The organism is Rhodococcus sp. 2G (assembly GCF_001886355.1).
In the GTDB taxonomy this organism is placed as follows: domain Bacteria; phylum Actinomycetota; class Actinomycetes; order Mycobacteriales; family Mycobacteriaceae; genus Rhodococcus; species Rhodococcus pyridinivorans.
In genome coordinates, this window is sequence record NZ_CP018063.1 from 1907483 (window position 1) to 1928592 (window position 21110).

Below are 21110 nucleotides of genomic sequence, written 5' to 3' on the forward strand. Positions count from 1 at the left end.
GTCGTTGACATCTGGGTGCCAGGTCATTCTGACACGAGCAGTTAGTGTCGAATGATGACGGCGTGGATCGAGGTACTGCGGGCACTGACCACCGGTCCTGATCTGCCTGTGCGGGGAACGATCCGCGCGGTGCACCCGGAGGGGCACACTGAGCAGTTCATGTCTGCCGGGCGCACACTTTGGGTGATGGCCGGTGACGGCCACCGTGTTTGGCGTCACGGTGCGCGGCTGCGCGTTGAGCGCGAGGACGGGACCCCGGTCTTTGTTACCGACGGATCGGCCGCGTGGGATTTCACCCGGGATCCGCAACGGCCGCGGATGGGTCCGGTCGGTCAGGTGCAGTATCTGGGCACCAGTCAGTTCCTGTTGCGGCGGCGCAGCGCGGCCGAATGGTCCGGTGACGACTTCGCCCAGCCGACCGGTCCGGTCGAGGAGGTCGAGTTCGCGGGTCGGCGTTGCTGGACGGTGGAGTTGGCACCGCCCCCGCGCAAGCCGTATCCGATGCGGATCTGGGTGGACATCGAGACCGGGCAGATGTTGGGTGAACGTATCGAGCAGGCGGGGTTGGGCGCGCAGTTCGTCGACCTCGTCGTCGGCGAACCGGTCGACGACACTCTGTTCGTGTGGGAGGGGCCGGTACTCACCGCCGAGCAGGAACAGCAGATGTACCGCGAGCGCCAGTTCGCTCTCGAACGCGACCAGCGACACTGGTTCACCGCCGCCGTCACCGGGGTGCCGCTGCGCACGCGGGTGCCGATGGATTTCACTCCCGATCGGGTCCCGTTCCATGATCCGCAGACAGGGGCATTCGATGCGGGAAACGACCTGACGATGCTCTCGCGTCGGCCCCGCAGCGCCGAGGGGTGGGAACCATCATGGGGTGGGCGCTTCTACGTCTGGTCGACTCCCGACTGGGATTGGGCAGCAGTTGTGCTCTATACCGACCTCGATGATGAGACCATCGGCGATCTTCAACGCATGCTGCACCCCGACGAACCCGTCGACCGGCAACGCCGCATCGACAAGGACGGGCGACGCCGACGATAATCCCTGTGCTTCGATCGCTCGGCGCCGACCCAGCAGCCCGCCGCGTCGGCGAACACCTGCCCCCCGCGGCGGCGAGATGGCCGTGCTGTCCATCGACCTCGACACCGGCATCCCCCAGCGCACTGTCTTGGAGATGCCGGACGCCAGCAAAGGTACGCTGCGGGCAACCCTGAGCGTGAGCGAGGACCGGTTGTACTGGATCAACCCGGACAAGCAGGTGCTGTCGGTGCCGGTGACCGGATCCCCGACGGTGGTCCACGAATGGACCGTGCCCGGGGCCGCCGAGACTATGAGGGTGTCGGTCCAGGACGCGATCGTCACCGCGGTCGATTATCAGAATCAGCCGGTGCTCTCACGTTACGACCTGCGTACCGGCCTCCCGATCGGGGATCCGATCGAGTTGCCGTGGCTCGAGTCGATCATCGGCTCACCGGCCGGGGACACGATCTACACGCTGAGCAGCGTGGCCGCGGCACCCTGAACGATGAGTCCTGACTTCGTGGTGCGGTAATCCGGACATCGTGCGCCGACGGCGGACACGCCGCCCTACCGCTTCCAGGATCACGTCCGCCGACAACGGACCGGGCCGAGACGCAGGTCGGAATACACCCCGTCCGCCCGACCGAGCACGCCGGCCAGCCGGATCCGGTCAGGGCCGTCAGTAATAGTAGGGAGGCTCCCGGTCGGGGTCGTCCTCGACGACATCGACCTCTTGCAGGGCCACGAGCGTGGCGATCGCCTCGGCGGATCCGCCGATCGTGGCGAAATGCGGATCGACATCGCACGTCACGCACCAGGCTCGATCGGCCGGCCACACGAACGCTGGTGTCGGCGCCTCGATGTCGTCGAGCAGCGCCTCGATCTGGCTGTTCCAGTCGGGGAAGTCCGCGAGCGTGCCGTGGAACAGGAAGAAGTCGCGGTTCGGGATCGACACCTTCGGCATCGGGTCGCCCGGGCGAAAGCTCGGCCATCCGTCCCAGACCAGGAAATAGCAGTCATCCGGTGTTCCGGTGTACCGCGCCAATTCGGCCAGGACGACACCGATCTGGTCCGTATCGTGCACGGCGCCAGGGTCGACGTGAGCCTCATGTTCGCTTTGCCCGGGGTAGCTGGGGTCCGGGATGATCCGTAGACGCGCATATCTGTCGAAACAGACCGGACCCCGCGTGGCGAGTCGACTCCAGTCCTCGGGGCGCTCTTCGATCCACCGTGCCGCAGTCACCTCGTCACACCGTGTGATGCTCACTCAGTCAGTATCCCTGCCGGAGCCCCGCAACTGAACGAGCTGCGGGAACGTCCAGACGTTCAGGTAGTTCACCTCAGGCACGAACATGACAGTAGCTTCGCACAGCACCAGCTCGACAAACCTGTACCGGCCACCGACCGACCACGCAGGGCAGGCATACGTCGATCCGTTCGTCCCGTGCAGGCACATCGGACACCATGACCCACATCGAGGTTCCCCACCCGGTCCGATCGGTCGAGTGCTGTCCAGATCATGATTCCCTGCACCGGACGAGGCAGTAGCCGTCGAAAAAGTTGATCCTACTGGGGATATCAGCAGTTCAGCGGGATGCCGACGGTTCAGCGCAGATACATCCGACAAGAACCTACAGCGGAGCGCTGTGCTGATGTCCCACCGGCCGTGCCCGGGTCACATGTAGTACGGCATGCTGTCGACCGAATAGCCGACCATGCCCATATACAGGCCGGTCAGCAGAAATGCCACGAGAAAGCCCGCGAGGGCCAACCGAGCACGCCGCCACACGATGAGCGTGACCGTGCCCGCTGTCGCCACTGCGACGAGCGGAGCGGCCCAGCACAGCCAGTAGTCGACGCCGCCGGGTGGAAAGGACTGCACGTCGAACGCGCGCCGTATGGCCATCACCACCGACCAGTAGCTCAATGCGCAGACGACGATCCCGGCGAAGGCACTCCACCACAGCACCGCCAATCGGTATTCGCCACGCCTCTCGGACACCTCGTCAGCCTAGAAGAGTCACGGTCCCGGCAGCCGGTGGACACCGATGTTCTCCGTCCACCTTCCGGAACGAGCATCGAATAGTGTCGCAGCATGCGCATACCCGGTCCGGAGTTCGGTTCGCGGTGGGACATCGAGTTCACCTTCGAACCCGCCGATCACATTCGGGATGTGCTCGTCTGCGCGTTCGCCCGGCTCTCCCGGGACACGCTGCGTTTCGAGGCGATGAACACGTTCGATCCCGGGGTGTGGCGCATCGACATCCGACTCGAGGTCGTCCCGGTGCCGGGGTTGGTGTGCTCCCTCGTCGTCGGCGGCACGCCGCACAGCGGTTTCGGTATCTCCAGCGCGGTGGAGGACGTCGCCACCACGGTCGAGATCGCGTCCTACTTCCAGGACGTCGATGAATGGCTGCAATGGCCCACGTTGCCCGATGGCCGGCATCTGACACCCAGAAGCGTCGATGGGCGAGCTGTGTGGGGACGGTACACAGGGGAGGTCGTCGCGCCGATCGGGGAGCTCACCGACTACCTCGACCGCCTGCACCATTGAGCGCAGCCGGCATTCTCCACCTGGGGCGATCCGGCCGGATCATTCGTCCTCGAGGGAGGCCCTCAGCCTCGAGCAGTTCAACGTCGCATGCCGCATTTCACCGAAGATCCCCGGCTGCTTCTTCCCGAAGATCACACGCCTAAGTCCTGCACGTACCCAACTTCAACCTCGCTGGTCCAGGGCGCTTCTACAGTGTGCGTCCGGGTGGCATGAAACTTGGAAAATGACACATTCCCGCGGAACCTACAAATCATTTAGGTCCTTGCCGCACGTGTCAGTAGGACAGCGCACTGAACTGTGGTTTCCCAAATGCGTGCCAGCCAAGGAGTCCCACAATCTTGTTGGAAGACTCAGAAGTTCCGCAGGGTTCGTCGCGGTAGGTTCGTCGGCATGGATACCGTCGAGCAACTCCGGCGCATGCCTCGAGCCGATGCCGGTCTCCTGGGGATAGCCGCGCTCGCGGGAGCAGCCTTGGTGGCCGCCTCCGGTCACTATTGGCCCACCGGCCGAAGTGATCTGCTGGTGGTCGCTGCTGCGATACTCGTGCTTCTCGGTGTGGGCCTGGGATGGGCACTGCGTATGGCGTTCGACCGCGCGCACGGGCGACGGTGGCGGTGGCACACCAGCGCACTGCCATCGGTAGTTCTCGTCGCGGTCGGCATCGCAATGCTCGTACGCCCCGACTTCGAGCACGCTCGGCCGCAGTTCGAGCAGATCGCCGCGGACTTGCGGGCGTCTCCGGAGCGCAGCTACGCCCACGATCTTCGTCTCGGCCGGTTCGATGTCGACGTCGCCTACGACACCACCGCCGGCGAAGTCTATTTCCACGATGCGCGCAGCTGGCCTGTTCCACACTCGAGCCCTGGCTGGGTGTACTTCCCGGACCGCACACCTCGGGATATCGAACGGTTGAATCTCGCGAGCATCGGCAAGGGCTGGTATCGGTTCGACAATGTGACGGTCGATTGACGATGACGACACTGTGGATGATCGAAGACCTCGAATTCTGGCCCGACGAACCCGCACCCGGGCAGGTGTGCGAGCCGACGACGTACTGGGCCGTCCCTGGCATGACAGAGTGTGTCGCCGAGCTCGTGCACCACGTGTACGCCTGGGTGGAGGAGATCACTGTCGATGGTCGTGTGGAGCAACTCGCGCACCTGGGTCACGGATTCACCACGATGCTGCCGCAGCGCCTCGATACCGTCGGGAACGTTACGCTGACCGGGCACCTGGTGTGGGACCGCTACCTGTGGACGGTCTACCGCACTCAGCCGGCCGGGCGGGCTCTGGTCACTGAACGCCGTCCGGTGATCCAGCGGGCGGTCTGAATCGTCCCTGGTTTCATTGAGGGTGAGCCAGATATCCCGGAAGGATCACCCCAGACTCAACATGGCGAACTACAAATACCCTCAGGAACTGCGTGAGCGAGCGACCCGACTCGCCGTCGAAGCCCGCCGCGACCCCGACACCCGCACCGGCGCCATCAACCGGATCGCCGAGCAGACCGGCGTCCACAAGGAAGCCCTGCGGACCTGGGTGCGCAAAGCCGAAGACGACGAGCTCCCCACTGAGCCCGTCGATGCCGAAGCACGGATCCGCCGTCTGGAGAAAGAGAACCGCGAACTACGGCAGTCGATGGAAATATTACGTTCTGCCACAGCTTTTTTCGCGAAGGCGGAGTTCGACCGCCGACTGAAGTGATCGTCGCCTTCATCGACGAACACAAACACCGCTGGGGGATCGAACCGATCTGTCGCGTTCTGTCGGAGAACACCGAGGTCAAGATCGCCCCGGGCACCTACTACGCCTTCATAGGTCGCGAACCCAGCGCCCGTGCACGCCGCGATGCCGTCCTCAAAGAACACATCATGCGCATCCACTCCCACCCACGGATGCGGGTCTACGGAATCCGCAAGATCCACGCCCAACTGGTCCGGGAAGGCCACGAGGTGGCCCGCTGCACCATCGAGCGGCTCTGCCGCGAACTCGGTGTCCGCGGCACCGTCCGCGGAAAATGGCCGCGCACGACGAAGCCGGCACCGGAAACCGATCAGCCCTGTGACCTCGTCGAACGAGACTTCACGGCCACTGCGCCGAACCAGTTGTGGGTGGCCGATCTGACGTATGTGCGGACGCAGTCCGGGTGGGTCTATGTCGCGTTCGTCCTGGATGCGTTCTCCCGCATGATCGTCGGGTGGCAGACCTCGACCCGGATGTACACCGACCTGGCGCTCGACGCGTTGAAGATGGGCCTGTGGGCACGACGACGCGCAGGCCGCGACGTCACCGGACTGGTCCATCACAGCGACCGCGGCGTGCAATACCGAGCGCTGCGCTACGCCCAGACCCTGGACCAGGCCGCCGCGGTCGCCTCCGTCGGATCGAAAGGCGACTCGTTCGATAATGCCATGGCCGAAGCGCTGAACTCGCTGTACAAGGCCGAGTTGATCTTCCTCGACGGTCCCTGGACCGGCCGGGAGGACGTCGAAGCGGCCACCGCGCAATGGGTGCATTGGTTCAATACCGAACGGGTCCACGGCATGCTCGACTATCGCACCCCAGCCGAGGTCGAGACCGCCTACTACGCACAACCGCCGGCCGCTTCTGCGGCCTGAGAACTGAACACACGCTCAGCCTCAACAAAACTCGGGACTTGACAGTCGGGCCCCCGGCGGGATATGTGGGCTGGTACAGCGTCGAATACGAGGGACCAAAGATCGTGCACCGAGACGGACCCGTCCCTGAGGGTTACTCCATCGTCGCGTACGCACTCTCGGTGATCCTGCAATGACCGGCCCGACATCGTGTCTCGTTGCTCAGCTGTCACAGGGCGTGTACACAGCTGCCGGCCCTTTCGCGACGGAAGACTGCCCGCGCCGGTGTCAGACGTCCGACACAAACCTTCCAGTCCAGAACACCGTCAACGATCGCTGTCCGGAAATGGGCTACGGCAGCACCTGTTCCTGTTCGTCATGCTCAGAGCCGAACTGTTCGATCGGGCGCCGCGATCGGCCGCGTACAGATCCAGCTCGCCCGCTAGTCTGTGACGATGGCCGGTCCCGCACCTGTCGAGGAATCCGAATCGCTGAGATTGGCGCGGCCGTTCCTCGGCCGAATTGTCGATCTGATGATCGACCGTCCCTACGGAAGCCGTCACCCGACCTACGGATTTCTCTATCGGGCGAACTACGGTTATGTCCCCGGCACACTCGCGCCCGACGGCGACGAACTCGATGCCTACTATCTGGGTCCTTCCGAACCGATGAGCTCAGCACAGGGCACCTGCATCGCGATCGTTCACCGGCTCCACGACGATGACGACAAACTCATCGTCGTTCCCGACCCCTCTATGACACTCGACGATGCGGCTATCGCCGCGGCCGTCGAGTTCCAGGAGACCGCCGGACGCTACATCGTCATCCGGTCCTGAGCCTTGCCGTTGCCTTGACGGAAACAATCTTGACGGAAGGGACACCCCGCGGCAGAAGCACTTGAGTCCTTTACATACCGACCCCAGCGTCGCTGGTCCGGGCACGTGCACACTGTCCGCCCAGTGCGGCGCCGACCGACACGAAATCTGGAATCGACACCGATTGTGGAACCCTATGCCAGTGTAGGTTCTCGTCCAACTTGTCAGTCGTGCAGCGCGTAGATCTGCGGCGTTCCAACTTCGTGTCAGTCAGAAATTCTCGCGAACTTGTCGGAATCCTCGATTCGGTCGGAATGCGGAGCGAAGCGCCGGATGACGGTCGGCTACTGGCGACGTACCGGCTAGATCCCGTCAGATGGATCGAGAACGGGCACACCTGGGTGAAGTCGTGTTTGTAGCGTGGCCAGACTTTCGACGGGAAGTTCAGTGTCGTGCAGAGCAACTGCCCAGTCGAAGTCTGCGGTGGACCATCGATGAACCGGTCCCGCCCACCTCAACTCCCACGGCTGGGATGAGCGTGGGCGGCGAGCCAGGGATCCGGTGATCATCTGCCTTCCCAGGCTGGCTTCGAACGCGCCGGTGTGCTCGTCGAAGGTGTGAACGTAGTCCACGTTCACGTCCGCGACGACCGCGACCTGCAAAGGCTCCGCGGTCACGTGCGTGCGGAACCAGTCGAGACGTTGGGCCCGTCGATCGTGATGCTCGGCGAGTTGGCGGCGGCGCTCGTCCTCGGCGGAGTCTGCGGCACCGTTCCAGACGAACAACGCGTCGTCGAACACCTCGCCTACAGTCAGCTCCACCCATTCCTCCACCAGGCCGGCTCCGTCGCTGCGTTGCTGAAGCACCAGTCCGGTGGCCTGATCGACGACCATCTGCATCGGGTGGGATTTGTGCGGTGGTGGCGCCAACTCGAATGTCCAGGCCGGGCGGTCGAGGAAGAGTGTCGTTGCGATCTGGCCGACGGGGTGGGTGAAGTCGTCGCCGACCCAGTGGGCGGCGGGCCGGCGGGCGAGCAGATCGGTGCCATTGCCCCGAAATTGCAACGTTTCGACCGGGGCAGCGAGCGGAAGATCCCGGTTCGGCCGGAATCGCCAGCACGTGGTGCCGTCACACAACAACACCACAGTGCCGTCCGGCTCCTCGATGCGGACACGCATTCCATCGCGCCACACTCGTATCTCAGTCGCGTCGACACCGCCGCCGGCGAGGGTCGGCGGCACCTGGTTTCCGATCGTCGTCCACCCGACCTTGTTGCGTGGACGGTTGTCTTGGTCCACGCTGCGCACAATTCCACGGATCGAAAAATCAGGACCGTGCACCATCTGCACCAGCACTTGCACCCACGGTATCGACTCCACTTTGGCCACCTCCCCGCCTGTCACGTTAGCGGCCACAGAGCCCCTTCCGGTCGCATCCCACCGTTCCGGCCGAGGACCGAGGACCGGTCGTCGATAATTACCCGATCGGGGACAGTCATCCCCCGACGTTCGCCGGTCTCGGGGGGACCTCAACCGGCGCTCCGATGGGGATCTGCCGCAGCGAGGGTCGTCGCGTCAGGAGTGCCTGAGTCCTGCACGTACCTGACCTCAACCTCGCTGGCCGGGGCACTTTACGGTGTGCGCCCGAGTGACATGAACCTTGGAAAATGACACGTTCCCGAGGAACCTACAAAAAGTGTAGGTTCCACTGCTCGGTGTCACTTCTCTGTGCATCCGATCTGCGTGTTCTCAACATCGTGTCAGTGCCTGATTTTCACGAGCTTGTCGGAATCTTCAGCCCAGTCGCAATCCCGTTAGCGGATCGTCAAGCGGTCTTGATCGGACCTAGTCAGGGTGCGCACCCACCTAGGCTCAAGGTATGACCCGCAGAGGTGTGTTCGATCCGACCGACCGCGATCTGTTCAACGAGCAGCGACAACGCTTCGACTGGAGCCTCCTGCAAAACGGCAACGTGTACCGGTATGACAACGCATTCCAACTCGACAGCGCTTGCACCCGCCTGACGGATCTCGGATACCTCGTACACCGCATCGACGCCCATCCGTGGACGTCCGTCGAGGACATGCACACCGCATTCGCGGAGACGATGTCCTTTCCCTCCTACTATGGCCGCAACCTCGACGCCCTCAATGACGTGCTATCCGACGTCGCCAGGTTCGACTACGGCAGCGATCCCGCCAGCTCTGGCACCGTCCTCGCGATCGCCGGATATGACACCCTCGCCGAAATGGACCGGCGCACCGCCGGCGTAGTTCTCGACATCTTCGCGGTTCAAGCACGCTTAGCCGCGCTCTATGCGCACCCGATGCTGTGCCTCGTCGAATCCACTGTCACCGATTACCCCGCAGTCGGTGGCCGCCCGGTCTCTTTCGGCAGCGTCTGGGATGTCGAGCCGGACCCGCCGGCGCCGTTCCAGGACGGGGATCTTGTCGAGAATGTCTTGCAGTGAACCGTCTCGGGTTTCTTGCCGCTCCTATATCGGTGACGGCTCCGGTTGTGGAGTCGACAGGTGAGCGTAGTACGCCGCCTCGAATTCATCCGGCGGGACGTATCCGAGACGGCTGTGCAGGCGACTGCGATTGAACCAGTCGACCCACTCCATCGTGGCGTACTCGACGTCCTCGACGGACTTGTAGGGACCCGGATGGAACGGGTTTCCCAGTAGTGCCCCATAGAGTGGTGTAACTCGGTGGCCGAGATCGTCTGCGATTCCGTGTTGTGCACGGGTGTAGAGCGGCCACCGTGTGATCCTTCGAGTCAACCTTCTACCGAATCCTCGAACGGAGTCATCACGATGACCGCACCTCATATTGTCGACCCTGCAGGCCTGCTTGGCCAAGCCCTCGCCGACGCGTCGCCGGATCTGATGCGCGAGCTACTGCAGACCATGATCAACGCATTGCTCTCCGCCGATGCCGACGCCGTGTGCGGCGCCGAGTGGAACGCCCGCTCGGAACAGCGCACCAACCACCGCAACGGCTACCGCCACCGGCCCCTGGATACCCGGGTCGGCACCGTCGACGTCGCCGTCCCGAAGCTGCGCTCGGGCAGCTACTTCCCCGAGTGGCTGCTCGAGCGCCGCAAGCGAGCCGAGTCCGCGCTGATCACCGTCGTAGCCGACTGCTATCTGGCCGGGGTGTCTACCCGCCGGATGGACAAGCTGGTCAAGACCCTGGGTATCGACTCGCTGTCCAAGTCGCAGGTCTCACGCATGGCCCAGGACCTGGACGAGCAGGTCGCCGCGTTCCGGCACCGCCGCCTGGACGAGGCCGGGCCGTTCACCTTCGTCACCGCCGATGCGTTGACGATCAAGGTCCGCGAGAACAAGCAGGTCGTCAAGGCTTCCGTGCTGCTGGCCACCGGCGTCAACGGCGACGGCCACCGCGAGGTGCTGGGCATACAGGTCGCCACCAGTGAGACCACGGCCTCGTGGAACACCTTCTTCGCCGACCTGGTTGCCCGCGGCCTGGGCGGGGTGCGGCTGGTGACCTCCGATGCCCACGCCGGGCTCATCGAGGCGATCGCGGCGAACCTGCCCGGCGCCGCGTGGCAACGCTGCCGCACCCACTACTCGGCGAACCTCATGGCCGTGTGCCCCAAGTCCATGTGGCCGGCCGTGAAGGCGATGCTGCACAGCGTCTACGACCAGCCCACCGCGGAGGCGGTCAACGCGCAATTCGACCGGCTGCTGGAGTACGCCGAGCACCGGCTGCCCGAGGTCGCCGACCACCTCGGCGACGCCCGCGAAGACCTGCTCGCCTTCACCGCATTTCCCGACGACGTGTGGCGACAGATCTGGTCCAACAACCCCAGCTCGGTTAACCGGCCCTCCCACGACACGATCACGGTTGCAGCGTGAGGTCCTGAGCCGACGACCGGTTGAGGCGCATGCTGGCGGTGTCGGCTCCGATCGAAAGGCGGCGGACAATGACCGTTCGGGTGCGCATCAGCAGCAACGGGCATGTGATCGACGGCCAATGGGAAGGATGCGCAGCAGCAAACGCGTTCCTGACGCATCTGGCCGGACGCGGATTCAGTTCGGCAACGGTGCGGGCATATGCGTTCGACGTGCTCAATCTGGCCCGATTCCTGCTCGATCGCGACCTCACGGTGGCTGCGGTGACGCCGGTGACGGTGTTCGAGTGGGTCGACTGGCAGAACGTGCACCGCAAACCCCGCCCAGGCATGGCGACACGAGGTGATCGGGGCACTGCGGCATCGACGATCAACCGACGAGTCGCGGCGATACGCGCATTGTTCGAATACCTGGTGATGACCGGGATACGCACCGAAAATCCGGTGCCCTCACCGCGGCGCGGACAGGGACTGCGACCACCAGCGCGAGGACTGCTCGGACACCTCGGGCCGGGCCGACCCCGAGCCGGAGGCAGGCTGGTACGCCAACCGCGGCTACTGCCCGAGTCCCTCGACGCCGACGCGATCGAGCAGTTTGCGGCGTCGCTGCGCACCCATCGGGATCGAGCGATGTTGTGGGCGATGCTGTTCGGCGGGCTGCGCAACGCCGAGGTGCGATCCCTGCGGTTGGCAGACGTCGATTTCGGCCAGCGACGACTCCGGGTGCTCGGCAAAGGCTGCAAGGAACGGGTGGTGCCGGTCGATGCGGTGTTCTTCACCGAACTGTCGGCCTATCTGCGCCTCGAACGGCCACCGGGGTTGGCGACCGAGGAGTGTTTCGTGGTGCTGCGCGGCCCCACCGCGGGGGCGCCGGTGACCGAGGCGGGACTGCGGTCGCTGTTCCGGCGGCACCGGGACCTCTCCGGTGCGACGAGGGTGCGTCCGCACCGATTGCGCCACACCTACGGCACCGAACTCGCTGCCGCCGGAATCGATCTGATGGTGCTGCGAGAATTGATGGGGCATGTGTCTCCGGACACCACTGCCGAATATGTGCATTTGTCGGTCGAGCAGCTCGCCGCCGAATACGGCGCGGCCCGCGCCAGTCTCGCCGGAACACGACAATGAGCACCGCGGTGGTTGCGACGGTCGTCCTGCCGGCCGGACCGGGTGCGGTGCTCACCGACTACCTCGAGCACGTCGCCAGCCTCGGGCTCAGCGACAGGTCGGTGCGCGCTCGCACCCTCATCGCGACCACCTTCCTCACCACGCATCCGGACTTGCGGGACTGGATGACCCGACCCGCTGCCGACCGGCTGGCCGAACTACGCCGCACCGGGGCCTGGCCACTGCTGTGTCACCTCATCGGACGCGGCAACCTGCGGCTCGACCTCGAACTCGCGGCCGTCAAGAACCTCACCGGACTCGGCCGGGCCGTCGAGGACCGCGACCCGGACGGGTTCGCCGCGGTCCGGGCCGCCGGCCTGGTTTTGGGGTGGACACCGCAATGGGTCGAGACCGTCCTCGGCGAGTGCCTGGCGGTGCTGCTCGCCTGGCACGGCGGTTCCGTCAGCGGTGTGAGCGCCGAGACCGTCGGCGAGTTCGACGCCGCATTGGCTGCCACACAGTCAATCCCGGATACATCGAAACGCGCCTACCGCAACCGTATCGCGGGACTGCGACAAATGCTGTTTCAGGCCCGCATCGTCGACACCCCACCACGGCGCCGACCGTGGGCCCGCACCTACGCCCAACGCTTCGCCGACGCCCCGATGGCCGATCCGATCCGCGAGGCCCTGTTGCGTTACGTCACCGTCCGGGCATCGGTGCTCCGCCCGAAATCGGCCGAATCGCTGATCAACGACCTGCTGCCGTTCGCGGACTACCTCACCACCAACCATCCCGAGGTCACCTCCCTCGAGGATCTCGACCGCAGTCACATCGAGGGCTTCCTCGTCTGGAATCGCACCCGCACCTGGCGTGGGCAACGCGCCGCTGCCGGGGCCGGGCGCATCATCTCCAAGGCCGTGATCCAATCGACGGTACTGAGCGTGCGCAACCTGCTCGAGGACATCACCGAATGGGGCTGGGAGCAGGCCCCACCGCGCCGTCTGGTCTTCGCCGCCGACGTCCCGAAACTCGACCAACCGCTTCCGCGGGCATTGCCGCCCGACATCGATGCTGCGGTGATGAATGCGGTTTCCCAGCTGGATGATTCGTTCGCTCGTATCGGGTTGACGGTGCTGCGCGGAGCCGGTCTGCGGGTCGGGGAGCTACTGGATCTCGAGCTCGGCAGCGTCATCGATTACGGCCCGGCCGGGACCTGGCTCAAGGTTCCGTTGGGCAAGCTCGCCACCGAACGCATGGTCCCGCTCTCGGCGACCACTATCGCCGCGTTGGACGAGTGGACCGGCGGGCGTGGTATCTGTCGGCCATTGCCGCATCCCCGCACCGGAGAGTTGACCGATTTCCTGTTCGTCGCACACGGCCGCCGTCTCAGCCAGACCCGGCTGCGCAACGGTCTGCTCGCTGCCGTCGAGGCTTGCGGACTGCGTGGGGCCGGGGGTGCGCCGTTGGTGGTGACCCCGCATCAGCTGCGGCATACTTGGGCCACCGAACTCGCCAACGCCGGGATGAGCCTGCAGGCGTTGATGGCGTTGCTCGGGCATGTCACTCCGCAGATGACTTTGCGTTACGCCACTTTGGCTTCACCGACGTTGCGGGATGCCTATGACCAGGCGATGGGCAAGATGCGGCGGCGGTTCACGCTCACTCCGGTCGGCAAACCGATCGTCCCCGACGCGGTGAGTTGGCTCGGCAGTGAGATGCTCAAAACGCGTGTTGCCCACGGTTACTGTTCCCGTCACGAGAGCGCGGGTGCGTGTCCCTATGCCAACATCTGCGAGACCTGCGACAACTTCGTCACCGGACCTGAGTTCCGCGGCGCGCTCGAGGCGCAACGCACCGACATCCAGGCTCTCGAGGTCGATGCTCGTGACCGTGGATGGCCCGATGAAGCTGCCCGGCATCATCGTGTCGCTGAGGCGTTGACCGACCACTTGCAGCGTCTCGATCGCTGATTCGATGTGAGATCAGGGTTGATCTCATCCCTGAGGGCCGGATAACCGAGCGGCTCAACCGCGAGATCCGCCGCCGCACCGACGTCGTGGGCATCTTCCCCAACCGGGATGCCATCGTCCGCCTCATCGGCGCCGTCCTGGCCGAGCAGACCGACGAATGGGCCGAAGGCCGCCGATACCTCGGCCTAGAAGTGCTCAGCCGCTGCCGGCTCACCCTGACCACCAACACCGACACCAGCCAGGCGACGGAGGTGAGCACCGATGAACTGATGCAACTACCCGCCTGACCACCAACGAAGGATCAAAAACGAGTTACACCACTACCAGGGGCTTGACCGGTTTCCCTTGGCGATCATTTCGGTCTTGAACAACCCGATCGTGCTCTCGGCCAGAGCGTTGTCGTATGCGTCTCCGACGCTGCCGACCGACGCGGCAATACCCTCCAGCACAAGGGTTTCCGCGAAAGCAATGGAAGTGTACTGACTGCCGGCATCGCTATGGTGGATCAACCCTGAGCCGACCGGGTGGCCCGTGTGGTCACGTCGCCACAGTGCCATCTTCAAGGCGGTGGTGACCATCGCGGTGTCTTTGACGGTGGCGGCATGCCAGCCGACGATCGCCCGCGAGAAGCAGTCGATCACGAACGCGACATAGACGAACCCCGCCCAGGTGCGGCAATAGGTGAAGTCGGTGACCCACTTCCGATTCGGAACCTCGGCGGTGAAATCACGATCGACCAGGTCAGGGGCGCGTCGACTGTCCGAGCCGCCGGGCATGGTGGTGCGGTGCCGACGGCCCCGGACCGCTCCGGACAGCCCTTCATCGCGCATCAACCGGTCGACGGTGCATGCCGCGACGTCGTGGCCGTGTCTGCGCAGGTGCACGGTCATCTTTCGGCGACCGTAGAGACCTTCGGCGGTGCCGACGGTCTCACGCAGAGCGTTCGTCAGATGTGCATCGGCGACGGTCCGGCGGGACGGAGGAGCGGTTTCCAGTTCCGATACGTGCGTGGGGCGACCTTGACGCCACGCTCGGTGAGCACGGCGCAGATCGACTCGACCCGGTGTCCTTGTGCACGCATCTGGTCGATGAACTGGCAGATCAGCGGCGGCGAGGGTCGAGCTCCCTCGCGAAGAAAATCGAGGCCGATTTCAAGATCTCGTTGGCCTCACGGAGGTCTCGGATTTCGCGTTCGAGCTCTTTGATTCGTTGCTGCTCGGCGGTGGTCACGCCGGGTGTCTTGTCGGCATCGATCAGAGCCTGGCGGGTCCAGGTGCGCAGCGACTCGACACCGACGCCGAGCTTCGGGGCGATGGCTTTGCACGCCGCGAACGGCGAAGAATATTCGTCGAGGTGGTCGAGGACCATCTTCACCGCTCGTTCACGTTGTTCGGCGGGGTAACGCTTGGACATGATGTGCATCCTCCTCAAGAAAGGAGGCGGCATCAAACCCGAGACGGTTCATACCCTGTCATTCCTGTAGGGGGGATAACGAAGAGGATTGTTACATCCCACCCCGACATCTTGTCGAGGACTTCTGTGGGATGACCGTGTCGCGACTGGAGCGAGGCACTCGGCCACGGGCTGAACAGGGAGGCACAAGGTTGTCGGTGAGAACCGATCTGCGAGCAGGCAGCTGTTCCGGGACCCGCGACGGCGGGGCGTATCGCTGTGGCCGGAGGGTTACGCCACGGAGGTGAAGCTGCAGTAGTCGGGGGGTCAGGAACGTGCGACGTAGGTATGGCGTTGCGGGACGTAGTCCAGCCGGCCGTGGAAGGCGCGTGGGCTGCAACTGAGCAGCGCCTTGATCTTCTCTCGCATCGACTGGTACTGGTCCAGTGGAGGTTTCTCGCGGAAGACAAGACGTTCGGCGCCGAGCTTCTTGGCATCGATCTTCGGGTGCGCGAATACCTCGCTCCATTGCCGATTGCCTACGTCATGGCGCACAACGTAGGTAGCGTGGCGGCCCGCAGCTGGGCTGATGGCGACCGCGTGGTCGCCGATCTTGCTGCTGATGACGAGCACCAAGTAGTCCTCGTTGATGTTGTCGCCGGTGTCGTAGACGTGTCCGGTGTCGGAGGTGCCGCGGTAGATGGTGCATCGTTTGGCGCCGTAGTGTGCGACGAGCTCGTCGATGATGTCGGTTCGTCGTGGGTCGAAGGTCGGGGTGTTCGCAGTGGACTGTCGTCGGTGGAAAGCCTGTCGCTCGGATACGAAACGGCGAGTCGAGGTCCCTTCGGGTAGGACGGTGAAGGTAAGTCGTGCTCCGATCGGGGTGGTTGGTGGCGTCGGGGGTTGGGTGTGGCCGAGCATCTCATAGCCGCCGAAGTACAACTGGGCGAATTGTCGTCGGGAGTTGGCTTGCAATGCGGTCCACTTTTCGGGGGGATAGTTGCGTAGCGCGTGTAGTTCGTTCATCAGTGCATGCACCTCGTCGACCGCGGAGCGCAATTGTTGATCGTCCTGGTGACGGCCGTGGCTTGTGATGAGTCGATCCGCGCGGTCGGTGAGGTCGGTGAGGCGGCGGCACAGGGTAGTCAGAATCGGGTTCGTTCCGGCAGGTAGGACGAAGGCGAGGGGCAGGAGCTCGTGTGCTGTCGTGATCGCCAGGCGAAGTCGCTGGTCGAGAGAGTGACCACTGCGATCGACTCGGTCATTGAAGCGTGTGTCCTCCTCGCGGAAGGCTTCTAAGGCGCGGTGAGTGTCGAAGAGAAAGTGTCCATGTTTGTCGATGAGTCGACGGATCCGTATGGCGGCTTCGCGTGCTTGGTCCCCGGCTGCTGGCATCCGTCCGGTGTTGTCGACCCATTCTCGGCTCAGGCGAGTGCGGAACCGGTGGCTGCGCCATGCGAGGTATCCGGGCTGCTGGTCGAGTAGGTCGGGGTCGAAGTCTCGCATGCACGCCTGACGTTCGTGCTTGATGGGGTTTGCCTCGCGCGGTAAGGGTGCTTTCGGTGCCGAGGCGGTGGCTTTGGTGGGCCCAGGGACTTTTCTGGTGGGGACGGTCACCGGCTTTGTGGGCCGTCGCCTGTTCGATGCTTGAGTCTTTCCGGAACGCGCCATGGGATCGTCGGTCTCCTGTCGTGCATGAGAGCGTTCCCGACGAAGGTAGCAATTTCCCTCGTCGGTCGGATCAACTGTGCATGAGCGGAACTCGATGGTGGCAGAGGTTCCCGGTGCCGAAATCCAGGAGAAGTGTCAACGGCACCTGAAAACTGACCCCTTTCCGGCAGGCAGGTTCAAGGGCGGATTCGAGCGGTCGTCGCAACACCGTCGGTTCATGGTGCCAGACTTTCGGCGAAAACTTTCGCCGGTGTTCGCCAGTCGAGACTCTTGCGTGGCCGGTTGTTGAGACGATCTTCCACCTCACGCAGGGTCTCGCCGTCGTGAACGGACAGATCGGTGCCCTTGGGGAAATACTGCCGGAGCAAGCCATTGGTGTTTTCGTTGGTGCCACGCAACCACGGTGAGGCTGGATGCGCGAAGTAGACGCCTTCGGCGAACAGATGACCGAACAGATCATGACGTGCCATCTCAGAACCCTGGTCCCAGGTCATGGTCCAGCGCGCCTGCTCGGGAATCTGCTGGAAGAGCGCACCCAGTGCCTTGGCGAACGGTTCAGCGCGGTGTCCGCCCGGTAGATGCAGGAGCCGGACATAACGGCTGCGCCGCTCGACGAGCGTACCGATCGAGGACCTGCCCGACCGGCCGACGATCAGATCCCCCTCCCAATCGCCAGTCCTACAGCGGGTTTCGACCACAGCGGGACGCCTGTCGATCGACTGGGACGGGGTGATGAACCCGGATCCGGCGTTCGTCGGCCCGACGCCGGCGGCGCCGCAGCGGACGTCTGGTGCGGAGCTTGGTGGTCAACGTGCGGCACAAACCGGACCGGCCGCTGTTGTACAGCGCCTGGTAGATGGTTTCGTGGCACACGTGCCAGCCGGGACGGTCGAGATATTCGGCCCGCAGCCATGCGGCGATCTGTTCCGGGCTCCACTCGATCTCGAGTTTGTCCTGTACCGTCGCCCGAAGATCCGGGTCGTCGAGCAGACGTCCCCGGCGGGGCCGGAGGGAGCGTCCAGTAGCGCGGGCGTGTGCCAAGGTCGCGTCATAGCCGCCGCGATCGTGCGGAAAGGTGTTGCGCTGCAGTTCACGACTGACCGTCGACGCTGATCGGCCCAAACGCCGGGCCACCTCGCGGATCGGGTGACCAGCAGCTCGCAGTGTGGCGATGCGCTGGCGTTCGAGCAGGCTCAGATACCGGGTCGATCGCGCCTCGTCGGCCAACCGTTCCGGAGGAATCCCGCCGCACTCCGCCCGCCACCGGTAGCCGGTCTTGCGTCCGATTCCGAGCTGTCGGCATGCCTCGACGCTGCTGACACCGCCGGCCAACAGTGCCCAGTACCGCGTCTCCAGCTCGAGTCGCCGTTTTCGCCCTCTTCGTCCCAGTCGCACACCTCTCTTCTATCAGGGGTGTTGCGACCAATACTTGAACCTGCCTGCCGTGCCGTGTGTCAGCGGTCATGTAATTCCCCAGGTTGAGGGGTCGACCCGTCACGTAATTCCTCACCCGGCCGTCACGTAATTCCCCACCCTCGGGGCGTGTCGGCCGGGGTGTGGGTGCTGCTGCAGGTTCGCTTCTTCCCAAGGTCCACCGAGGGCCTGGGAAGGGGCCCGACGGTGGCAAGGAGAACGTGGACGATGACCGATCTGATGGAGTTGTTCCGGCATTGGCATGCCGGCCGCTCCCAGGTGCAGATCTCGACAGCCCTGGGACTCGACCGCAAAACCATCCGCAAGTACTTGGCCCCGGCGCTGGCGGCGGGACTGACCCCTGGCGACGGCGACAAGTTCGACGAGAACCTGTGGCGCGAGTTGATCACGTCCTGGTTCCCGGAAGTGGTGGACCCGACGGCACGGGCGGTGACCTGGCCGGCGATCGCCGCCCACCACACCTGGATCGAGGGCCAACTCGACGAGTCGGTGACCGTGGCGACGATCGCTCAACGCCTGCGCGACGACCACGGTGTCCCGGTGTCGGAATCGACCGTGCGGCGATATATCGCAACACGATTCGCCGAACGGGTCGCGGCGTCGAAAGCAACCTTTCCCCGCGGCCCGGTTCCGCCGGGCGACGAGGGCCAGGTCGACTACGGCAAGTTGGGGATGTGGCGCGATCCGGCGACGGATCGGCGGGTGGCGGTATGGGCGTTCGCGATGATCCTGGCGTGTTCGCGGATGCTGTTCGTCCAACCGGTGCTGCGGATGGATCAAACCTCGTGGTGCGCTTCGCATGTGGCCGCGTTCGAGTTCTTCGGCGGCGCTCCGGCGCGGATGGTGTGTGACAACCTCAAAACCGGGGTGGACCGCCCCGATCTCTACGATCCGCAGATCAACCGGGCCTATGCCGAACTCGCCGACTTCTATCAGGTGCTCATCGATCCGGCCCGGGCCGGCAAACCCAAGGACAAACCACGCATCGAACGGCCCATGCCCTATATCCGGGACTCGTTCTTCCGGGGCCGCGAGTTCACCTCGCTGACGCAGATGCAGGCCGCCGCACTGGCATGGTGCACCGACGTCTACGGCCGGCATCAGCATCGCGGTCTCGGTGGTGCGCACCCGGCGGTGGTGTTCGACGCCGTCGAAAAGCACACCCTGACGCCGTTGCCGCCCAGGAGGTTCGAGCCGGTGGTCTACTCCACCGGCAAACTCGCCCCGGACTGTCACGTCAAGGCCGGCAAGGCGTTGTATTCGGCGCCGTGGCAGCTGATCGGCCGACGATTGCTGGTGCGCACCGCCGGGGATGTGGTGCAGATCTTCCACGACGAGCAGGTCGTGGCCACCCATGTGCGCCGCCTGTCCGGGAGAGCGACCAATCCCGAGCATTATCCGCCGGAGAAGACCGCGTTCACGTTGCAGACGGTGGTGTGGTGCCGGGTCCAGGCCGAGCAGATCGGACCCGGCGCGGTCGCGATCGTCGACGAATTGTCCCAGGTCAACGCGATCCATCGACTGCGATCGATCCAGGGCATCATCCGGCTGCGGTCGCGTTACGACGATGCCCGCATCGATGCGGCCTGCGCCCGTGCCCTCGAGGTCGGTGATCCGCGTTATCGCACGGTCAAGGGCATCCTCGTCGCCGGCACCGAACACGACGGCCAGGACGTCGCCGATGCCGGGGTCACCGCGCCGGCGTTGTTGCGCGGGCCGGCCGCGTTCGACACCGAACGATCCGCTTGATCCGTTCATATCGCCAGAAATATTGAACTGCAATTACTTTCACTAGATGCTGTGAGGACACCTGTCATGACCATCCATGATCCCAGCCTGCGGGCTGCGTTGAAAACCTTGAAGCTGACCGGCATGCTCGACACCCTCGACGCGCGCCTGGCGCAAACCCGCGACGGGCAGCTCGGGCACCTCGAGTTCCTGCAGGTGCTCTGCGAGGACGAGATCGCCCGCCGCGAAACCGCCGCCTTGGCCCGGCGGGTGCGCCGGGCCAAGTTCGAGCAGCAGGCCACCTTCGAGGACTTCGACTTCACCGCCAACCCGAAGCTCCCGGCCGCGATGCTGCGGGATCTCGCTGCGCTGCGGTGGCTCGACGCCGGCGAGTCGGTGATCCTCTACGGACCCGTCGGCGTCGGCAAAACCCATGTGGCACAAGCGCTAGGGCATCATGTGGCCCGACGCGGCGGGGACGTGCGGTTCGTCAAGTGTTCCCGGATGCTCGCCGATCTGGCCGGTGGACACGCCGACCGCACCATCGGCCAACGGATGCGCGAATACACCCGGCCGCTGGTGTTGATCATCGACGACTTCGCGATGCGCGAGCACACCACCACCCAGTCCGATGATCTCTACGATCTGGTATCCGACCGGGCGATCGCCGGCAAGCCGTTGGTTCTGACGAGCAACCGGGCCCCGAAAGACTGGTATCCGCTGTTCCCGAATCCGGTCGTGGCCGAGTCCCTGCTCGATCGGTTGATCAACACCAGCCACCAGATCCTGATGGACGGCCCGTCCTACCGGCCACGCAAACGCCCCGGGAACCGCACCGCGGCCGCGAACTGAACCAACCCGGGCACCGGCCCGGCTACCCTCGACTCAGCACACCCGGACATGGGGAATTCCATGACGGAAACCCCTGGGGAATTACG

The 21110-nt window shown here is 64.6% G+C and carries 20 protein-coding genes, 3 pseudogenes and 1 other annotated feature; of the genes and pseudogenes, 14 read left to right on the plus strand and 9 right to left on the minus strand.

The features are described 5' to 3' along the window. The first annotated feature begins 54 nt into the window (after positions 1 to 54). Both BO226_RS27665 and BO226_RS08975 read left to right on the plus strand, forming a co-directional pair. The gene (locus BO226_RS27665; protein ID WP_198040622.1) at positions 55 to 1047 is read left to right on the plus strand and encodes a hypothetical protein; all 993 of its coding nucleotides are present in this window, start codon (positions 55 to 57) and stop codon (positions 1045 to 1047) included. 76 nt (positions 1048 to 1123) lie between these two features. Beyond that, entirely contained in the window at positions 1124 to 1528 is a 405-nt protein-coding gene (locus BO226_RS08975; RefSeq protein ID WP_071935043.1) for a hypothetical protein, read from the plus strand. 177 nt (positions 1529 to 1705) lie between these two features. Here BO226_RS08975 and BO226_RS08980 read toward each other — a convergent pair whose 3' ends face one another. Together BO226_RS08980 and BO226_RS08990 are read right to left on the minus strand one after the other, a co-directional pair. Continuing rightward, complete coding sequence (locus tag BO226_RS08980; protein ID WP_232238094.1) at positions 1706 to 2110, minus strand: hypothetical protein; 405 nt, start codon at positions 2108 to 2110, stop codon at positions 1706 to 1708. A 591-nt stretch (positions 2111 to 2701) separates the two neighbouring features. Next, positions 2702 to 3028 (minus strand): hypothetical protein, encoded by a 327-nt coding sequence (locus tag BO226_RS08990; RefSeq protein ID WP_156895157.1) that lies wholly within the window; start codon positions 3026 to 3028, stop codon positions 2702 to 2704. A gap of 93 nt (positions 3029 to 3121) precedes the next feature. Between BO226_RS08990 and BO226_RS08995 the strand changes: the two genes are divergently transcribed. The 5 genes from BO226_RS08995 (at position 3122) to BO226_RS09020 (ending at position 7013) form a co-directional block, all read left to right on the plus strand. Continuing rightward, on the plus strand, positions 3122 to 3580 hold the full coding sequence (locus tag BO226_RS08995; protein WP_071935047.1) for a hypothetical protein: 459 nt from the start codon (positions 3122 to 3124) through the stop codon (positions 3578 to 3580). 390 nt (positions 3581 to 3970) lie between these two features. After that, positions 3971 to 4549 (plus strand): hypothetical protein, encoded by a 579-nt coding sequence (locus BO226_RS09000; protein ID WP_071935048.1) that lies wholly within the window; start codon positions 3971 to 3973, stop codon positions 4547 to 4549. Between the two features lie 2 nt (positions 4550 to 4551). Beyond that, positions 4552 to 4911 (plus strand): hypothetical protein, encoded by a 360-nt coding sequence (locus BO226_RS09005; protein ID WP_232238095.1) that lies wholly within the window; start codon positions 4552 to 4554, stop codon positions 4909 to 4911. A gap of 61 nt (positions 4912 to 4972) precedes the next feature. Continuing rightward, positions 4973 to 6198 (plus strand): IS3 family transposase gene (locus BO226_RS09015; protein ID WP_156895129.1). Its coding sequence is split into 2 segments (ribosomal slippage): positions 4973 to 5255 and positions 5255 to 6198, totalling 1227 coding nucleotides; the frame shifts between segments, so codons are not numbered across the junction. Next, positions 5242 to 5376, plus strand: a sequence feature (AL1L pseudoknot). (Overlaps the previous gene by 135 nt.) A 434-nt stretch (positions 6199 to 6632) precedes the next feature. After that, positions 6633 to 7013: an inorganic diphosphatase gene (locus BO226_RS09020; RefSeq protein ID WP_071936395.1), complete on the plus strand. Its 381-nt coding sequence runs from the start codon at positions 6633 to 6635 to the stop codon at positions 7011 to 7013. Positions 7014 to 7354: 341 nt separating this feature from the next. Here the strand turns inward: BO226_RS09020 and BO226_RS09025 are convergent, their stop codons facing one another. Then, a complete protein-coding gene (locus BO226_RS09025) occupies positions 7355 to 8290 on the minus strand; it encodes a hypothetical protein (RefSeq protein ID WP_198040623.1) in 936 nt (311 codons plus the stop codon). 580 nt (positions 8291 to 8870) lie between these two features. On the opposite strand from BO226_RS09025, the gene BO226_RS09030 reads away from it, so the two are divergent. Continuing rightward, positions 8871 to 9461, plus strand: a complete 591-nt coding sequence (locus BO226_RS09030) for a barstar family protein (protein WP_232238096.1) — start codon at positions 8871 to 8873, stop codon at positions 9459 to 9461. Positions 9462 to 9485: 24 nt separating this feature from the next. Here the strand turns inward: BO226_RS09030 and BO226_RS27670 are convergent. Next, a pseudogene (locus tag BO226_RS27670) lies at positions 9486 to 9662 on the minus strand (integrase core domain-containing protein); the annotation flags it as partial. 144 nt (positions 9663 to 9806) lie between these two features. Between BO226_RS27670 and BO226_RS09040 the strand changes: the two are divergent. From BO226_RS09040 to BO226_RS09055, 4 genes and pseudogenes are all read left to right on the plus strand, one after another. Then, positions 9807 to 10826, plus strand: a pseudogene (locus tag BO226_RS09040) (IS256 family transposase); the annotation flags it as partial. A gap of 113 nt (positions 10827 to 10939) precedes the next feature. Continuing rightward, positions 10940 to 11995: a tyrosine-type recombinase/integrase gene (locus BO226_RS09045; RefSeq protein ID WP_064257805.1), complete on the plus strand. Its 1056-nt coding sequence runs from the start codon at positions 10940 to 10942 to the stop codon at positions 11993 to 11995. Continuing rightward, complete coding sequence (locus tag BO226_RS09050; protein ID WP_064257806.1) at positions 11992 to 13947, plus strand: tyrosine-type recombinase/integrase; 1956 nt, start codon at positions 11992 to 11994, stop codon at positions 13945 to 13947. The genes BO226_RS09045 and BO226_RS09050 overlap by 4 nt, the downstream gene beginning before the upstream one ends. A gap of 47 nt (positions 13948 to 13994) precedes the next feature. Next, positions 13995 to 14234, plus strand: a pseudogene (locus BO226_RS09055) (transposase); the annotation flags it as partial. Between the two features lie 33 nt (positions 14235 to 14267). Here the strand turns inward: BO226_RS09055 and BO226_RS09060 are convergent. The 5 genes from BO226_RS09060 to BO226_RS28670 form a co-directional block, all read right to left on the minus strand. Continuing rightward, complete coding sequence (locus BO226_RS09060) at positions 14268 to 15047, minus strand: IS3 family transposase (protein ID WP_156895159.1); 780 nt, start codon at positions 15045 to 15047, stop codon at positions 14268 to 14270. A 1-nt stretch (position 15048) separates the two neighbouring features. Continuing rightward, the gene (locus BO226_RS09065; RefSeq protein ID WP_198040625.1) at positions 15049 to 15360 is read right to left on the minus strand and encodes a transposase; all 312 of its coding nucleotides are present in this window, start codon (positions 15358 to 15360) and stop codon (positions 15049 to 15051) included. 306 nt (positions 15361 to 15666) lie between these two features. Next, positions 15667 to 16845 carry a hypothetical protein gene (locus BO226_RS09070; RefSeq protein WP_071935052.1) on the minus strand — a complete coding sequence of 393 codons (1179 nt, stop codon included), beginning with the start codon at positions 16843 to 16845 and terminating at the stop codon, positions 15667 to 15669. Positions 16846 to 17225: 380 nt separating this feature from the next. Then, positions 17226 to 17708 carry an IS30 family transposase gene (locus BO226_RS28665; RefSeq protein ID WP_442977342.1) on the minus strand — a complete coding sequence of 161 codons (483 nt, stop codon included), beginning with the start codon at positions 17706 to 17708 and terminating at the stop codon, positions 17226 to 17228. After that, complete coding sequence (locus BO226_RS28670; protein WP_442977344.1) at positions 17689 to 18405, minus strand: transposase; 717 nt, start codon at positions 18403 to 18405, stop codon at positions 17689 to 17691. The genes BO226_RS28665 and BO226_RS28670 overlap by 20 nt, the downstream gene beginning before the upstream one ends. A gap of 246 nt (positions 18406 to 18651) precedes the next feature. On the opposite strand from BO226_RS28670, the gene istA reads away from it, so the two are divergent. After that, entirely contained in the window at positions 18652 to 20193 is a 1542-nt protein-coding gene (gene istA, locus BO226_RS09080; RefSeq protein ID WP_071934926.1) for an IS21 family transposase, read from the plus strand. 66 nt (positions 20194 to 20259) lie between these two features. Further along, entirely contained in the window at positions 20260 to 21024 is a 765-nt protein-coding gene (gene istB / locus BO226_RS09085) for an IS21-like element helper ATPase IstB (protein WP_064257733.1), read from the plus strand. Positions 21025 to 21110: the final 86 nt, after the last annotated feature.

Bases quoted from the DNA above. Each gene is read 5' to 3' on its own strand.
- BO226_RS27665 (WP_198040622.1), top strand. From the start codon at position 55: ATGACGGCGTGGATCGAGGTACTGCGGGCACTGACCACCGGTCCTGAT.
- BO226_RS08975 (WP_071935043.1), top strand. From the start codon at position 1,124: ATGGCCGTGCTGTCCATCGACCTCGACACCGGCATCCCCCAGCGCACT.
- BO226_RS08995 (WP_071935047.1), top strand. From the start codon at position 3,122: ATGCGCATACCCGGTCCGGAGTTCGGTTCGCGGTGGGACATCGAGTTC.
- BO226_RS09000 (WP_071935048.1), top strand. From the start codon at position 3,971: ATGGATACCGTCGAGCAACTCCGGCGCATGCCTCGAGCCGATGCCGGT.
- BO226_RS09005 (WP_232238095.1), top strand. From the start codon at position 4,552: ATGACGACACTGTGGATGATCGAAGACCTCGAATTCTGGCCCGACGAA.
- BO226_RS09020 (WP_071936395.1), top strand. From the start codon at position 6,633: ATGGCCGGTCCCGCACCTGTCGAGGAATCCGAATCGCTGAGATTGGCG.
- BO226_RS09030 (WP_232238096.1), top strand. From the start codon at position 8,871: ATGACCCGCAGAGGTGTGTTCGATCCGACCGACCGCGATCTGTTCAAC.
- BO226_RS09045 (WP_064257805.1), top strand. From the start codon at position 10,940: ATGACCGTTCGGGTGCGCATCAGCAGCAACGGGCATGTGATCGACGGC.
- BO226_RS09050 (WP_064257806.1), top strand. From the start codon at position 11,992: ATGAGCACCGCGGTGGTTGCGACGGTCGTCCTGCCGGCCGGACCGGGT.
- BO226_RS09065 (WP_198040625.1), bottom strand. From the start codon at position 15,360: ATGTCCAAGCGTTACCCCGCCGAACAACGTGAACGAGCGGTGAAGATG.
- BO226_RS09070 (WP_071935052.1), bottom strand. From the start codon at position 16,845: ATGCGAGACTTCGACCCCGACCTACTCGACCAGCAGCCCGGATACCTC.
- istA (WP_071934926.1), top strand. From the start codon at position 18,652: ATGACCGATCTGATGGAGTTGTTCCGGCATTGGCATGCCGGCCGCTCC.
- istB (WP_064257733.1), top strand. From the start codon at position 20,260: ATGACCATCCATGATCCCAGCCTGCGGGCTGCGTTGAAAACCTTGAAG.